This window comes from Caballeronia sp. LZ016, from assembly GCF_031450805.1.
GTDB lineage: Bacteria > Pseudomonadota > Gammaproteobacteria > Burkholderiales > Burkholderiaceae > Caballeronia.
The window spans coordinates 769,029-784,041 of record NZ_JARTVY010000002.1 but is presented as its reverse complement, the minus strand read 5'-3'; the positions used below and the strand labels follow the sequence as shown (position 1 = coordinate 784,041).

The window sequence follows — 15,013 nt, the reverse complement described above, 5'->3', positions numbered from 1 at the left end:
GACGCGTATAGTCACCCGGACAGCGAAAGTTTCTGATCAGAAACACGCGACGCCCTCCAACGCATCAGCTTCCAAAGGAATTGCATCGTGGATGCTCAATCGATTCTTTCCGAACTCGGCATCGGCAGCCAAGTCGCTGACGGCGAGATCGCCGTAACATCGCCGATCACGGGCGAAGTCATCGGACGCGTGAAACGTCACACGTCCGCGCAAGTCGACGCAACGCTCGCCAAGGCCCGCACCGCATTCGCTGACTGGCGCAACGTCCCCGCGCCGCGCCGCGGTGAACTCGTGCGGCTGCTCGGCAATCGCCTGCGCGACAAGAAGGCGGCGCTCGGGCGGCTCGTGTCGCTCGAAGCGGGCAAGATTCTTCAGGAAGGCCTGGGCGAAGTGCAGGAAATGATCGATATCTGCGATTTCGCCGTCGGCCTGTCGCGGCAGCTATATGGGCTCACGATCGCTTCCGAGCGCCCGGGGCATCGCATGGCGGAGACGTGGCATCCGCTCGGCGTCTGCACCATCATTTCGGCGTTCAATTTTCCGGTTGCGGTGTGGTCGTGGAATGCGGCGCTCGCGCTCGTCTGCGGCAACGCGGTCGTGTGGAAGCCGTCCGAGAAGACGCCGCTCACCGCGCTTGCCGTCGATCGCATTCTGCGCGACGCCATCGACGAATTCGGCAGCGCGCCCGAAGGCCTCGCGTCGGTCGTGATCGGCGACAGGGACATCGGCGCGCAGCTTGTCGCGGACAAGCGTTCGGACATCGTCAGCGCGACGGGCAGCACGGAGATGGGCCGCGCGGTGGGCGTCGAAGTGGCGCGGCGCTTCGGGCGCCCCATTCTCGAACTCGGCGGCAACAACGCGGGCATCGTGTCCCAGACGGCCAATCGCGATCTCGCGTTGCGCGGCATTCTCTTTTCGGCGGTCGGCACGGCGGGGCAGCGCTGCACATCGCTGCGGCGTCTCTTCGTGCACGACAGCATCTACGACGAGACCGTCGCGCGTCTCAAGGATCTCTACGCGAAGGTGCCGGTCGGCAATCCGCTCGAATCCGGCGTGCTGATGGGCCCGCTCATTGACGTGCAGGCGTTCGCTCGCATGCAGGATGCAATCGAACAGGCGAAGGGCGAGGGCGGCAAGGTATTCGGCGGCGAGCGGGTGACGGTGGACGGGGGCGAGGGCGGCTATTACGTGCGTCCGGCGCTTGTCGAGATGCCCGCGCAAACCGACATCGTGCTGAAGGAGACTTTCGCGCCGATTCTCTACGTGATGCGCTACACCGATTTCGACGAAGCCATCGCCGCGAACAATGCGGCCGTGCACGGTTTGTCGTCGTGCGTCTTCACCACCGACCTGCGCGAGGCCGAGCGCTTCCTCGCGGCGTCGGGCAGCGATTGCGGCATCGCCAACGTCAACATCGGGCCGAGCGGCGCGGAAATCGGCGGCGCATTCGGCGGCGAAAAGGAAACGGGCGGCGGGCGCGAGTCCGGGTCGGACGCGTGGAAGGCGTACATGCGGCGCGCGACGAACACCATCAATTACTCGTCGGCGTTGCCGCTCGCGCAGGGCATCGACTTCAATCTCGGCTGACGCGTTTCGGGACGGGGGCGGCGTGGCTTCTCAAGTGGTGATCGTCGGGGGCGGGGTGATCGGCAGTTCGGTGGCGTATTTCCTGCGCGCATCGGACCCGACCGTGCAGGTGACGGTGATCGAGCGCGATCCGACGTACGCGCGCTCGTCGTCGGCGTTGTCGGCGGCATCCATCCGGCAGCAGTTTTCGACGCCGCTTTCCGTGCGGATGTCGCTCTTTGGCATCGATTTCCTGCGGACGATCGGCGAGCGGCTGGAAGTCGATGGCGAGCGTCCTTGCATCGACCTGCACGAGGGCGGCTATCTGTTTCTCGCGACGCCTCGCGGCGAAGCGACGCTGCGCGAGAATCATGCAATGCAACGCGGTCTCGGCGCCGACATCGCGCTGCTCGATCCGGCCGGTTTGCGCACGCGTTTCCCGTGGCTGAACACCGACGATCTCGCAGCGGGCGCGTTCGGCGAAAGCGGCGAGGGCTGGTTCGACGGCTATGGGCTCGTGCAGGCGCTGCGACGCAAAGCTATGTCGCTCGGCGCGCGATACGTCGCGGCGGAAGTCGTGGATATCGAGCACGAGGGACGGCGTGCCACGCGCGTGCGCGCGTCCAACGGCGAGGCGTATGCGTGCGATGTCGTCGTGAACGCGGCGGGCGCATGGTCGCGTGCGCCTGCGGCCATGCTCGGCATCGACATTCCCGTTCATGCGCGGCGGCGCAGCATTTTCAACGTGTCGTCGCCGGCGAAACTGGAAAACAGTCCGCTTCTCATCGATCCGACCGGCGTTTATTTTCGCCCCGAAGGACGCACTTATATTTGCGGAACGTCGCCCGCCGCGGACAACGATCCCGACGACCTTCCGCTCGATGAAGTGGATCACGCGCTTTTCGACGACGTCATCTGGCCGACGCTCGCGCATCGCGTGCCGCAATTCGAGGCTCTCCGCGTGGAGCATTGCTGGTCCGGCTATTACGAATACAACGTCCTCGACCAGAATGCGATCATCGGCGCGCATCCGGGCATCGACAATTGCTTCTTTGCAAGCGGCTTTAGCGGACACGGCTTGCAGCACGGACCGGCGACGGGACGCGGCATTAGCGAACTGATTCTGCACGGACGATTTACGACGCTCGATTTGTCGCCGCTCGGCTGGGCGCGCATTATTGAAGGGCAGCCGATCTTGGAGAAAAACGTGGTGTGAAAGAATTGCGCGAGATACCGTGCTGCCGGTATGGCAGGCATTGTTCTGGCTGATACAAGACAGGCGGGTTGCGTTATCAGCAGATGCGTCCGCCAGACGCGCATTCTTTATATCATCCGCACTGGTTCGGACTGCGTCCATCGATGAAATCCACTAGGGCCAGTTGGCCCGGAGAGGCGCATTCTGGAACCGTCAAGGAAAAAGGAGGCGAAAGATGGATGCTCGATCGAATACGTCCAACACGCGTTTTGCAGAATGGATGGACGACTCCGAAGCACCCGGCGACACCACCGCTCACGCATCGCATCGGTCCAGCCAGGTCAGTGCCGAGCCGGAATATGTTGCCGAAATCTGCGGGCGTTTCGCAGGCGAGAAAGCCGAAGAGGAACAAAAGTCTTGCGTGGTTCGCGGATATAACTAATCGTTTTGCTGCGTGATCGATTGCGCGCGCCAATGCCATTAAGCGGCGCGCGCAGTTGCATTGTCTGATAGTCGAAGCAGTGGACGCTTTATCCGGTATTGCTCTCCATTTCATTTCCCCGCAAAATCTGCCGACGTTTGATCGCAACACGGCGTCGCTGAGCGCGATTATCGTGGTCGCGTAGGGTGGCGATTGCTGCCGCATTTATCCACCGCCCGCTTCGGCTGCCGCATGTCATGGTCGCTGATCGAAGTTCCCTGGGAAGTCCACGCCCACAGCAGCAGCGAGCAATGGGCTGCGATCATCACGGCGAAGGCGCTGCTGATGCTCGTCGCCGGGCTGCCCCTGCACGGGCAGCGCACCGCCCGCTATGTGTTGCTTTTCGTCTGCCTCACAAGCGTGCTCGCCATTGCGCCCGAATTGCCTGCCGAGTGCGTCAACGCGCCGGGAATCGCCGTGTTGTCGACTGTCGAATGCTGACGAAGCTCGCGCTGATGGCGCTGCACATGAAGCCCCGCGTGCGCTGACATCGCACGAAGGGGCGCGGCGAGCGCGGCGGGCCGATGGCACAATCCCTTGCAAGGTCACGACCATCGACGCAGGGAGACTACAGCTTGGCGAATCTGGATCTCGACAATCCTTTCCTCGAAGCACTCGGCGCGACGCTGACCGAATGGCGCGCCGGCTACGCCGAATTCACGATGCCCATTCATGCAGGCCATCTGAACCGTCAGCGCATCCTTCAGGGCGGCGCCATCGCGACGCTGCTCGACGTAGCCTGTGGCTACACCGGCCTTTTCACGACGGAACCGACGCCTGTTCACGGCTTCACGTTATCGCTGACCGTGAATTATCTCGATCGCGGTATCGGCGACAAGGTCGTTGCCAAAGGCTTTCTTGAACGGCAGGGCAGATCGGTCTACTTCGCGCGCGGCGAAGCATGGGTCGACGGCAGGCTGATGATCGCGAGCGCGCAAGGCACGTTCAAGTACGCACGATGAGCGGATTGCACGCGGTATGCAACGCGCTGCACGCCGCATGCAAGATGCCGACTTAGCCGGCCAGCATCCGCCGGCAATGGCGTGCGATCTGCCTCTCTTCATCCGTCGCGATGACGCGATGCTCGGCATGCAAAAAACCAAGTCCATCGAGAATTTGCGCGCGGATCGGCTCGGCATGTTCGCCGATTCCGCCGCTGAACACGATCAGATCGACGCCGCCCAGCAGCGCCGCGTACGCGCCGATCGTCTTGCGCACCGCAATGCAGAACACGTCGATGGCGAGCGCGGCGTCGGCATCGCCGCGAGCGCGTCGGGAGAGCAGCGCTTGCATGTCGTCGTCGGACGCGGATAACGCCTTCATGCCGCTTGCGCGATTCACGAGCGCTTCGAGCGCATCGGCATCGAGCGATTCGTGGCGCAGCAGATGAATGAGCACGCCGGGATCCAGATCGCCGCTGCGCGTGGCCATCGGAATGCCGCCGGTAGGCGTCATGCCCATCGACGTATCGACGGAACGCCCATCCTTCAGCGCGCACAGGCTCGCGCCGGAGCCGAGATGCGCGATCACCACGCGCGAAGGCAACTGCGCGCCGAGCGTATTGACGATCGATTCATACGAGAGCCCGTGAAAGCCATACCGCAAGACGCCGCGCTCCGCATATTCTGGCGGTAAGGCGAAACGCGTCGCACGCTCGGGCATCGTGCGATGAAACACCGTGTCGAAGCATGCAAAGTGCGGCACGCTCGGAAAAATACGCTGCGCCTCGTCGACAAGCGCGAGCGATTGCGGCAGATGCAACGGCGCGAAGGGCGCCGCTTCACGCAACGCATGCTTCACGTCCGCAGAAAGCTCGCAGTGCGCGCGCACATGCGGTCCGCCATGCACGACACGATGCCCCACACCCGCAAGCGGCTCGCGCAAGTGGCTCGCGAGCGCATCGGCGACGCGCTGCAACGCATCGTGCTGCGATTCCATCAGATGGTCCTGCGCGATGTCGATGCCTCCGTCCGACGAGCGCATCGACAACGAACCGTTGGCACGTCCGATGCCTTTCGCGCTGCCCGTGAGCCATGCTTCTTCGTCGCCGTCATGCGCGACGAACACGCCGAACTTCAGCGACGACGAGCCGCTGTTGAGCACGAGGATGCCTTGTGTCATGGCCTCAGCCCTTCCATGTCCAGTCGCGGATTTCCTCGCGATCGATGCCTTCCTCGTGCGCGTAACGCACGCTCTCGATGATGCGGTTTTTCAAGCGCTCCTTCGTATGCGCGGCGGTGCTCGAGAGGCCCGGCACGCGATCGATGACGTCGATGGCGAGCGAATATCGATCGACCCCGTTGATGATCGCAAGCTCGAACGGCGTGTTGATGTTGCCGCGCTCGCGATAGCCGTGCACGTGCATGTTCGCGTGGTTCGTGCGGTTATACGTGAGCTTGTGCACGAGCGATGCATACGAGTGGAAGTTGAAAATCACCGGCTTGTCGCGCGTGAAGATGGAATCGAAGTCGCGATGCGAGAGGCCGTGCGGATGATCCGTGTCCGGCATCAGCCTGAAAAGATCGACGATATTGACGAAGCGAATCTTCAGCTCGCGGCATTCCGCCTTCAGTATCTCGACGGCGGCGAGGGCTTCCATCGTCGCGATGTCGCCGGCGCATGCAATCACCACATCGGGTTCGTGCCCTTGATCCGTCGAGGCCCAGTCCCATATGCCGATGCCCTTCGCGCAATGCACGATCGCATCCTGCATGCCGAGATACTGCAAATGCGGCTGCTTGTCCGCGACGACCACGTTCACGTAGTCATGCGAGCGCAGGCAATGATCCGCGACGCTCAGCAGACAGTTCGCATCCGGCGGCAGGTAAATGCGGACGACGCCGGGGCTTTTGTTCGTGACGACATCGAGAAAGCCCGGGTCCTGATGCGTGAAGCCGTTGTGGTCCTGCCGCCAGACGAGCGACGTGATGAGCAGATTGATCGATGGCACGGGCGCACGCCACGCCAGTTCGTTCTTTGCCTTCTCCAGCCACTTGGCGTGCTGGTTGAACATCGAATCGATCACATGCACGAACGCTTCGTAGGTCGCGAGGAGACCGTGGCGGCCCGTCAGCACGTAGCCTTCGAACCAGCCTTCGAGCGTGTGCTCGGAGAGCATCTCCATCACGCGGCCATCGGGCGTCAGCGCGCCGCCGTCCGCGTCTTCGGGCTTCGTTTGGGCGAGCCACCGCTTGCCGGATGCTTCATAGACGCCATCGAGCTTGTTGCTCGCGGTTTCATCCGGACCGAAGAGGCGGAACGTCTTCATGTTGCGGCGGATCACATCGCGCAGGAACGTGGCGAGCACAGCGGTCGGCGATTGATAGACCGCGCCGGGCTTCTCCACTTCGAACGCATACGCGCGAATGTCCGGCATGTCGAGCGATTCGCGCAACACGCCGCCGTTGGCATGCGGATTCGCGCTGATGCGCCGCGTGCCGTCCGGCGCGAGTTGCCGCAGGCTTTCGATGAGCCGCCCTTCGTCGTCGAACAGTTCTTCGGGCTTGTAACTGCGCATCCATTCTTCGAGCACGACGAGGCTCTTGGGATTCGTCGCGGGATCGGGCACGGGCACCTGATGCGAGCGCCAGAAATCTTCCACCTTGTGGCCCGCGAATTCCTTCGGGCCGGTCCATCCTTTCGGAGTTCGAAGCACGATCATCGGCCAGCGCGGACGCACGACATCGCCAACATTCTCTCGCGCGTCTTGCTGAATCGCCCTGATGTCGCCGATACAGCGTTCCAGCGTCGCGGCCATCAGTTGATGCATGCGTTCAGGCTCGTCGCCTTCGACGAAATGCGGCTCGTAGCCGTAGCCCCTGAACAGCGCTTCCAGTTCGTCATGCGGAATGCGTGCGAGGACCGTCGGATTGGCGATCTTGTAGCCGTTGAGATGAAGGATCGGCAACACGGCGCCATCGGTTGCCGGGTTGAGAAACTTGTTCGAATGCCACGATGTCGCGAGCGGTCCCGTCTCGGCTTCGCCATCGCCGACTATCGTCGCGACGATCAGCTGCGGGTTGTCGAAAGCCGCGCCGAATGCGTGCGACAGGCTATAGCCCAGTTCCCCGCCTTCATGGATGGACCCGGGCGTTTCCGGCGTGCAATGCGAACCGATGCCGCCCGGCGACGAAAACGCGCGAAACAGCCGGAGCATGCCGCGTTCGTCGTAGCTGCGGTCGGGATAGATCTCCGAGTAATGGCCTTCGAGATAGGAATTGGCGAGCGTCGCGGGCGCGCCGTGCCCGGGACCCGACACGAACAGCACATCGAGGTCGTCGCGCTTGATGAGCCGGTTCAGATGCACCCAGACGAACGATTGACCGGGGTCCGAGCCCCAATGCCCGAGCAGGCGCCGCTTGATGTGTTCAGGCTTGAGCGGTTCGCGCAGCAACGGATTCGCGCGCAGATAGATCATGCCGACGGAGAGGTAATTGCACGCGCGCCAGTACGCGTCGATATTGCGCAGAAGGTCGGCGGAGAGCGGTGCCGGGGTCGCGGTCTTGCCCTGGACGTCGTCGTTCACTTGCTATCTCCTTGCGGTGAGAGTTGAGTGGAGCGTCGGTCTTGCGGCTTGATGCTGGAAGCGTGAGAGCAGCGTCGCGAAACATCATACTTGCGTTCCCGCGACGCGTTTTTGACAAAAGCGATGCGTGCGCTCACTCCATGGCTGCCTGCGTGATGTCGTAGTCCATCAGCAGCGCCTTGTGATCTTCCCACGCGCCGATGTAATGAACCATGAAGCTGTCCGGACGCCGATACGTCCACGGCGTATTCCAGTCGATGAAGGACGCGATATGCGTCGCGTCGAAGCTCGCATGCTGCTCGAACTCGCGGATGAAGAAATACTGGTCGCCGAGATTGGCATAGACGCTCGACTTGTCCTGAAGTTGCGCGCAGGTGTCGAGAATGCGCTGAAATGCATCGTAGTTCTGCTGCGTCCGCTTGTAGCCCATGATGCCGGAATTAAAGGCCCAGGTGCCGACATCGCGGGCAAACAGCGCGTCGTGTCCGTGCATGATCGATTCGAGGTTGCGGCTCATGTCGTTGAAGAGCACGTCGGCATCGACCCAGAACACCCACCTGTGATGCGGCAGATACTCGCGCAACAACGCCGGCTTCAGCCAGTTGCCGGCAGTGTTGCCGTCGTTCAGATGCGATGGAATCTCGCGGTGCACGTAGAGCGTATAGCCGTGAAGCTCGCAATAGCGCCTGAAGTTGGCCTCCGCGATGCGCCCGTAACGCGCGACATTCGGCGTATAGAGCGTGACGACCGCGATCGGCTGGCCGGGCTGATAGACGCTGTGCGGCTCCGCATCGCAAGCCGGGGTGGCGGGGAACGAAAGAAGCGGCAGACCGTGCGCCGTGCGCTCGTTGATATGCGTGATCAGCGCCTCACGAAAACGCCGGTGATGCTTCTCGTCGCGAATGCTGACGGCGAACGTGCTCCACGTCGCCCACACGCTTTCCAGGTTCGCCGCGGCGGGGACGACCACGCACGCATCGGCGATCTTGTGGCGCGAGGGCAGTGCTTCGAACTCGCACAAAAGCCCGCCTTCATCGGCGGGAAGTTCGACACTGAACCGGCAATGCGTGACAGCCTTCAGCAGCTTGCGGCGAACGCGCTCGGTGTTGCGCCACATCTGAATATCCGTCTGAGGAAGCGGCGATTCCGCGCAGGCCAGCAGCCAGTCGCGGCCGTCGAGCAGCGTGGGAAGCGGCGTCGAGCCGAGAATCACCGCGTTCTCGCTGAGCAGCAGCACGATCTCTCCCGCTTCGGCCTGCTTCAACTCATGCAGCAGCGCTTCGTACTTGTACGTCCACAAGATCTCGTGCGTGCTGCCGGACAGGTGCGACATGTCGATCTGCACATGCCGATACCCCTGCATGCGCGCATAGCGCCGATGATTGGCGAGCGCGCCCGGCGCGTGGTCGAAAAAGGGGCTGATGACGATCATGAAAAGCGGGAAGCGAGCGATTGAAACCGCGTAGCATCGCCGCAAATAAGACCCGTTCGGATGGGAAGTCTCCTAAAACCACGCCGGACACCGGTGAATGCAGCTTGCGCGTCGTGTCGCGCGCGCCCCTAGAATGTTCCGATGACCCCTGATCCCTCTTTGTCCGATACCGCGCTCGACGGCTTTCATCCGGCCGTCGTCAACTGGTTTCGCGCGCATTTCGCGGCGCCGACCGCCGCCCAGGCGCGCGCCTGGCCGCTGATCCGCGCACGCCGCTCGACGCTCGTGGCCGCGCCGACCGGCTCGGGCAAGACGCTGACCGCGTTTCTCGCGGCGCTGGACGAGCTGGTGCGCGACGGCATCGCGGGCGGCGGAGTGCTTCCGGACGAGACGCGCGTCGTCTATGTGTCGCCGCTGAAGGCCCTGTCGAACGATATCCGCGTCAACCTGCAGGAACCCCTTGCGGGTATCGCGGAGCAATTGCAGGAGACCGGCGCGGCCGCGCCGGAAATCCGCGCGGCGGTGCGTACCGGCGACACGACCCAGCAGGAACGCAACGCCGTGCGCAAGCGTCCGCCGCATATCCTCGTGACGACGCCCGAATCGCTCTACGTGCTGCTGTCGTCCGATTCCGGGCGCGCGATGCTGTCGACCACGCGCACGGTGATCGTCGATGAAATCCACGCCGTTGCCGGAACGAAGCGCGGCTCGCACCTGAGCCTGAGCCTCGAACGCCTCGATGCGCTTTGCGAGGCGCGCGGCGCGGCGCGTCCGGTGCGCGTCGGCTTGTCGGCGACGCAGAAGCCCATCGAGCTCGTCGCACGGTTTCTCGCGGGCGAGGGGCAGCCGTGCGAAATCGTCGATGTCGGGCACGTGCGCGCACGCGATCTCGCGCTCGAACTGCCGCCGATGCCCCTCGAAGCGATCATGTCGAACGACATGTGGGAGCGCGTCTATGACCGGCTCGCGGAACTGTCGGCGCAGCACCGGACGACGCTCGTCTTCGTCAACACGCGACGCATGGCCGAGCGCGCGGCGCGGCATCTGACCGACCGGCTGGGCAAGGACGCCGTCGCGGCGCATCACGGCAGCCTCGCGCGGGAGCATCGGCTGGACGCGGAGCAGCGGCTCAAGCGCGGCGAGCTGCGCGTGCTGATCGCGACGGCGTCGCTGGAGCTGGGCATCGATATCGGCGATGTCGATCTCGTCTGCCAGATCGGCTCGCCTGGCTCGATCGGCGCGTTCCTGCAGCGCGTGGGGCGCTCGGGGCATCACGTCGGCGGCGTGCCGAAAGGGCGGCTGTTCCCGACTTCCCGCGACGATCTGATCGAATGCGCGGCGCTGCTCGACTGCGTCCGGCGCGGCGAACTCGATGCGCTGACGATTCCCCGCGCGCCGCTCGACGTGCTCGCGCAGCAGATCACCGCCGAAGTCGCATTTCGCGAGTGGGGCGAGGACGAGCTCTTCGGGCGCATCCGGCGCGCGTATCCGTATGCGACGCTCGAACGCGCGCGCTACGACGCCGTGCTCAGGACGCTCGCCGAAGGCTATACGGGACGGCAGGGCGTGCGCGGCGCTTATGTGCATCGCGATGCGGTGAGCCGAACGCTGCGCGGCCGGCGCGGCGGCAAGCTGACGGCGGTGACATCGGGCGGCGCCATCCCCGACAACGCGGATTTCGCGGTGCTGCTGGAGCCGCAGGGCTTGCAGATCGGCACGGTGAACGAGGATTTCGCGGTCGAGAGTCTCGCCGGCGATGTCTTTCAGCTCGGCAATACGTCGTATCGGATCGTGCGGGTCGAGGGCGGACGCGTGCGCGTGGAGAACGCGAACGGGCAGCCGCCGAACATTCCGTTCTGGCTCGGGGAAGCGCCGGGGCGCAGCGATGAGCTGTCGTTCGCGATCGCACGCTTGCGGGCGAATATCGACGCGCGGCTTGGCGGTGCCGACGACGCGGGCGCGGCGAATCGACCGGGAGTGAAGCAGAGCGGCGAAGCGGCGCAGGTCGCGCCTGCGGCTTTCCAGGCATCCGACGCCGCCACGGCCTGGCTTGCCGAGGAAGCCGGCATCGGCATGGAGGCCGCGCGCCAGATCGTCGATTATCTGGCCCGCTCACGCGCCGCGCTTTCCGTGCTGCCGACGCAGGACACGCTCGTGATGGAGCGCTTCTTCGACGAATCCGGCGGCACGCAGCTCGTCATCCATGCGCCGTTCGGCAGTCGCGTGAATCGCGCATGGGGTCTCGCGTTGCGCAAGCGCTTTTGCCGCACCTTCAACTTCGAACTGCAGGCGGCGGCGACCGAGGACGCCATCGTGCTGTCGCTGACGGCGAGTCACAGCTTCGCGCTCGACGAAGTGTGGCGCTATCTGAAGCCGGCCACGGCCGAGCATCTGCTGATCCAGGCGCTGCTCGACGCGCCGCTCTTCGGCGTGCGCTGGCGCTGGAACGCGACCAACGCCCTCGCGCTGCCGCGTTATGCGGGCGGGCGCAAGGTCGCGCCGCAATTGCAGCGAATGAAAAGCGAAGACCTGCTGGCCGCCGTGTTTCCGGATCAGGTCGCGTGCGCGGAAAACGTCGTCGGGGAGCGCGACGTGCCGGCGCATCCGCTCGTCGAACAGACGATCGACGATTGCCTGCACGACGCAATGGACAGCGACGCCTGGCTCGCGCTGCTGCGGCGCATCGAGGAAGGCGCGGTGCGGCTCGTGACGCGCGACTTGCCCGCGCCGTCGCCGCTCGCCGCCGAAATCCTGTCGGCGCGGCCCTACGCGTTCCTGGACGATGCCCCGCTCGAAGAACGCCGCACGCAGGCCGTGCTCGCGCGGCGCTGGACCGATCCGCAATCGACCGGCGATCTCGGCGCACTCGATGCCGAAGCGATCGCGAGCGTCCGCGGGGAGGCGTGGCCGTCGGTGACGAGCGCCGATGAAATGCACGAGGCATTGACGGGGCTGTCCTGCATTACCGATGCGGAAGCCGCCGCGAGCGATGGCTGGCCCGCGTGGCTCGATGCGCTCGCCCGCGCCGGCCGCGCGACGCGCCTGCGAATCGCCGACGACGACGCGCTGTGGACACCGGTCGAGCGCCTCGCGTGCGTGCGCGCCGTCTATGCTCATGCGCCGATGCATCCGCGCCTTGCGCCGCCGCCCGGCTTCGACGCTGCGTGGAGCGAAGACGACGCGCTCGTGGAAATCGTGCGCGCGCGCCTGTCGGGCTTCGGGCCGCTGACCGTGGCGGAAATCGCGCGGCCGCTCGCGCTGCCGGCATCGGCCATTGCGATTGCGCTGACGCGGCTCGAAAGCGAAGGCTACGTGATGCGCGGGCATTTCACGCCCGGCGCGGACGAACAATGGTGCGAGCGTCATCTGCTCGCGCGAATCCATCGATACACCGTGCGGCGGCTGCGTCGTGAAATCGAACCCGTGGAGCGGCAGGACTTCATGCGCTTCCTGTTCGAATGGCAGCGGGTGGCCCCCGACACCCACGGCGAGGGCCGCGACGCGCTCGCCGCCGTGCTCGAACAACTGGAAGGCTTCGAGGCGCCCGCCGTCGCGTGGGAGGACGAGATTCTGCCTGCACGCATCGCCGATTATTCGGGCATCTGGCTCGATGAAATCTGCCGCGCGGGAAAGATCGTCTGGTCGCGGCCGGCCGGGCGTTCGCGCGCGACCGGCGGGCCGGTGCGAGGCACGCCGATCGTCCTGTTGCCGCGTCGCCAGCTTGCGGCGTGGAACGCGCTGATGGCCGGCGATGAAGCGCCGGAACAGTCATCGCGTGCCGAGCGCGTCTTCGAAGCGCTGAGCGCGCACGGCGCGATGTTCTTCGACGAACTGCTCGCCGATACGCGGCTCCTGCGCACCGAACTGGAAGACGCGCTCGGCGAACTCGTGGCGCTCGGTCTCGTCAACGCCGACAGTTTCGCGGGCCTGCGCGCGCTGCTCGCGCCCGCCGCGAAGCGCAACGCGCTGTCGCGCCGATCGCGCGGGCGCGCGGGCGGCCTCTTCATCGGCGGAATGGACGACGCCGGGCGCTGGGCGTTATTGCGCCGCGCGAACGCCGCCGAGCAGGGCGGCGACATCCAGCATGTTGCGCGCACGCTGTTGCGCCGGTACGGCGTCGTCTTCTGGCGGCTGCTGGAGCGCGAGGCGCAATGGCTGCCGCCGTGGCGCGATCTGCTGCGCGTCTATCATCGGCTGGAGGCGCGCGGCGAGATTCGCGGCGGGCGCTTCGTCGCGGGGCTCGCGGGCGAACAGTTCGCGTTGGCCGAAGCGGTGCCGCTGCTGCGCGACATGCGGCGGCGGCCGAAGGACGGCGTGTTCGTCGCGCTGAGCGCCGTGGACCCGCTCAATCTCGTCGGCACGCTCTTGCCCGGCGAAAAGGTGCCGGCGCTCGCGGGCAATCGCGTGCTGTATCGGGATGGCGTGCCGGTCGGCGCTGTCATCGCGGGCAAGACGCGCTATTTCGCCGATGCCCGCGACATGGACGGCGAAACCCGTGAACGCATGCGTCTCGCGCTCGCCAGACGCACGGCGCGCTCGGTGAGTGCGAGCGCCGTCGCGCACGGCTGATGCATCATCGGGAAACGATCCTGTTCTTGAATGGCCCCGGTTGCTGCACCGGCACGTCTTTCACCGGTACGCCGGGATAATCCACGACGCGCCCCGGATTCGACGCGCGTATGCGAAACAGCGGATGCGCCGCCTCGCGCGCGCCGCCGGCGATCGTCGTCATTGCCTGCCGGTCGAGTTCGACACTATCCGCGAGATCCCTGATCTTGATGACGGCCATGACTGCTTCCTCCTGGTAATGGAGTCGCTCGCTTCGAGTATAGGCAATCCCGGCCGGCTCCTTGCCGGGACCGCTGTCAGCGGCCAGAAGCGGCCAGAAGCGGCCAAAAGCGGCCAAGAGCGGCGAGAGGCCGAAGCCTTTCGCCGCCGACGCTTCTACCGCTGCGAGTGTCAACGCGTCACAGCGACACCCCTGCGTTGAGCGTGCCGATCTGCATCGGGCTGATGTCGAAGTGCGGCGACACGCCCGCGCCGACATAGCCGATGTTGCTCAGCGCCGTGACGTCGACCTTCTGGATCTGCGTGAGATTCTGAAGGATGCCGACGTTCACTTCGACGTTCGCATAAGGCCCGTAGCCTTGCCCGCCGGATACGGCGGACATCGCGCGACAGTCGAGTTCCTTGCTGTGGGACAGGTCCCGTACGATGATGGACGACATGGTGGTGCTCCTCGCGAAGGGTTTCGTCGTTGCGGTTCAGGCCCAGGCGAGCCCGCCGCCGATGTTGATGTTGCTCGTGTTGCGTGCCTTCTGATCCGGCTGGACCTTCGAGTGGATGTCGTCGGCGAAGGCGACATTGACGCCGTTTTCGTTGAACGTCTTTTGGTCCTGTTGCACCATCTGTTGCGTGTTGAACGAGAGCGAAACCTTCGACATGTCGAAGACCGGCACGAAATAGCCGGTGCCGCCCCGCACGGCCGACATCGCGCGGCGATCGAGTTGTTCGGTGACAGGCAGGTCCTTGATGGTCAGCGTCTTCATTGCGGTTCTCCTTGGGTGCGCGTCGCGCGTTCGGTGGTGGTTCGAGCAACATGTCTGCTCGGGCCAGTTCAATGCATCACGTATGCCAGGCGTGATGCCACGGCGCGAAGCATCGCTGTATGCCTTGCACGGCGGGCGTTCGCCGCAAACGGACTAGCGCGCCTCCGCATCGCGGGTCTCATGCAATGCCGTCGCCCGGCCGACAGCCGTCGCGATGTGTCGGTATCCGAACGACATGTGCGCGACGCCGCGCTTCATCGAAAAC

General features: G+C 64.9%; 12 protein-coding genes. 6 read left to right on the top strand and 6 right to left on the bottom strand.

Annotation, left to right across the window (positions count from 1 at the left end; translation table 11 throughout):
• The first annotated feature begins 87 nt into the window (after positions 1 to 87).
• From P9220_RS17085 to P9220_RS17065, 5 genes are all read left to right on the top strand, one after another.
• Positions 88 to 1,587 carry an aldehyde dehydrogenase family protein gene (locus P9220_RS17085; RefSeq protein ID WP_309766194.1) on the top strand — a complete coding sequence of 500 codons (1,500 nt, stop codon included), beginning with the start codon at positions 88 to 90 and terminating at the stop codon, positions 1,585 to 1,587.
• A 22-nt stretch (positions 1,588 to 1,609) separates the two neighbouring features.
• Positions 1,610 to 2,782: an FAD-binding oxidoreductase gene (locus P9220_RS17080; RefSeq protein ID WP_309766193.1), complete on the top strand. Its 1,173-nt coding sequence runs from the start codon at positions 1,610 to 1,612 to the stop codon at positions 2,780 to 2,782.
• Positions 2,783 to 2,996: 214 nt separating this feature from the next.
• On the top strand, positions 2,997 to 3,203 hold the full coding sequence (locus P9220_RS17075) for a hypothetical protein (RefSeq protein WP_309766192.1): 207 nt from the start codon (positions 2,997 to 2,999) through the stop codon (positions 3,201 to 3,203).
• 231 nt (positions 3,204 to 3,434) lie between these two features.
• Positions 3,435 to 3,683 (top strand): hypothetical protein, encoded by a 249-nt coding sequence (locus tag P9220_RS17070; RefSeq protein ID WP_309766191.1) that lies wholly within the window; start codon positions 3,435 to 3,437, stop codon positions 3,681 to 3,683.
• 134 nt (positions 3,684 to 3,817) lie between these two features.
• Positions 3,818 to 4,204, top strand: coding sequence for a PaaI family thioesterase (locus tag P9220_RS17065; protein WP_309766190.1), 387 nt, complete (start codon positions 3,818 to 3,820; stop codon positions 4,202 to 4,204).
• 52 nt (positions 4,205 to 4,256) lie between these two features.
• Here the strand turns inward: P9220_RS17065 and P9220_RS17060 are convergent, their stop codons facing one another.
• The 3 genes from P9220_RS17060 to P9220_RS17050 form a co-directional block, all read right to left on the bottom strand.
• Positions 4,257 to 5,363 carry an acetate kinase gene (locus tag P9220_RS17060; protein WP_309766189.1) on the bottom strand — a complete coding sequence of 369 codons (1,107 nt, stop codon included), beginning with the start codon at positions 5,361 to 5,363 and terminating at the stop codon, positions 4,257 to 4,259.
• 4 nt (positions 5,364 to 5,367) lie between these two features.
• On the bottom strand, positions 5,368 to 7,767 hold the full coding sequence (locus tag P9220_RS17055) for a phosphoketolase family protein (protein WP_309766188.1): 2,400 nt from the start codon (positions 7,765 to 7,767) through the stop codon (positions 5,368 to 5,370).
• 133 nt (positions 7,768 to 7,900) lie between these two features.
• Positions 7,901 to 9,199 (bottom strand): hypothetical protein, encoded by a 1,299-nt coding sequence (locus tag P9220_RS17050; protein ID WP_309766187.1) that lies wholly within the window; start codon positions 9,197 to 9,199, stop codon positions 7,901 to 7,903.
• A gap of 141 nt (positions 9,200 to 9,340) precedes the next feature.
• Here P9220_RS17050 and P9220_RS17045 point away from each other — a divergent pair, with 141 nt between their 5' ends.
• Entirely contained in the window at positions 9,341 to 13,768 is a 4,428-nt protein-coding gene (locus P9220_RS17045; protein WP_309766186.1) for a DEAD/DEAH box helicase, read from the top strand.
• A gap of 4 nt (positions 13,769 to 13,772) precedes the next feature.
• On the opposite strand, the gene P9220_RS17040 is transcribed toward P9220_RS17045, so the two are convergent.
• The 3 genes from P9220_RS17040 to P9220_RS17030 are packed head-to-tail and all read right to left on the bottom strand — an operon-like array spanning position 13,773 to position 14,748.
• On the bottom strand, positions 13,773 to 14,162 hold the full coding sequence (locus P9220_RS17040; RefSeq protein WP_309766185.1) for a hypothetical protein: 390 nt from the start codon (positions 14,160 to 14,162) through the stop codon (positions 13,773 to 13,775).
• 4 nt (positions 14,163 to 14,166) lie between these two features.
• On the bottom strand, positions 14,167 to 14,427 hold the full coding sequence (locus P9220_RS17035) for a hypothetical protein (RefSeq protein WP_309766184.1): 261 nt from the start codon (positions 14,425 to 14,427) through the stop codon (positions 14,167 to 14,169).
• 36 nt (positions 14,428 to 14,463) lie between these two features.
• On the bottom strand, positions 14,464 to 14,748 hold the full coding sequence (locus P9220_RS17030) for a hypothetical protein (RefSeq protein ID WP_309766183.1): 285 nt from the start codon (positions 14,746 to 14,748) through the stop codon (positions 14,464 to 14,466).
• Positions 14,749 to 15,013 lie beyond the last annotated feature (265 nt).

Coding starts and splice junctions, on each gene's coding strand:
- P9220_RS17060 (WP_309766189.1), bottom strand. CDS start 5,363: ATGACACAAGGCATCCTCGTGCTCAACAGCGGCTCGTCGTCGCTGAAG.
- P9220_RS17050 (WP_309766187.1), bottom strand. CDS start 9,199: ATGATCGTCATCAGCCCCTTTTTCGACCACGCGCCGGGCGCGCTCGCC.
- P9220_RS17075 (WP_309766192.1), top strand. CDS start 2,997: ATGGATGCTCGATCGAATACGTCCAACACGCGTTTTGCAGAATGGATG.
- P9220_RS17030 (WP_309766183.1), bottom strand. CDS start 14,748: ATGAAGACGCTGACCATCAAGGACCTGCCTGTCACCGAACAACTCGAT.
- P9220_RS17035 (WP_309766184.1), bottom strand. CDS start 14,427: ATGTCGTCCATCATCGTACGGGACCTGTCCCACAGCAAGGAACTCGAC.
- P9220_RS17045 (WP_309766186.1), top strand. CDS start 9,341: ATGACCCCTGATCCCTCTTTGTCCGATACCGCGCTCGACGGCTTTCAT.
- P9220_RS17070 (WP_309766191.1), top strand. CDS start 3,435: ATGTCATGGTCGCTGATCGAAGTTCCCTGGGAAGTCCACGCCCACAGC.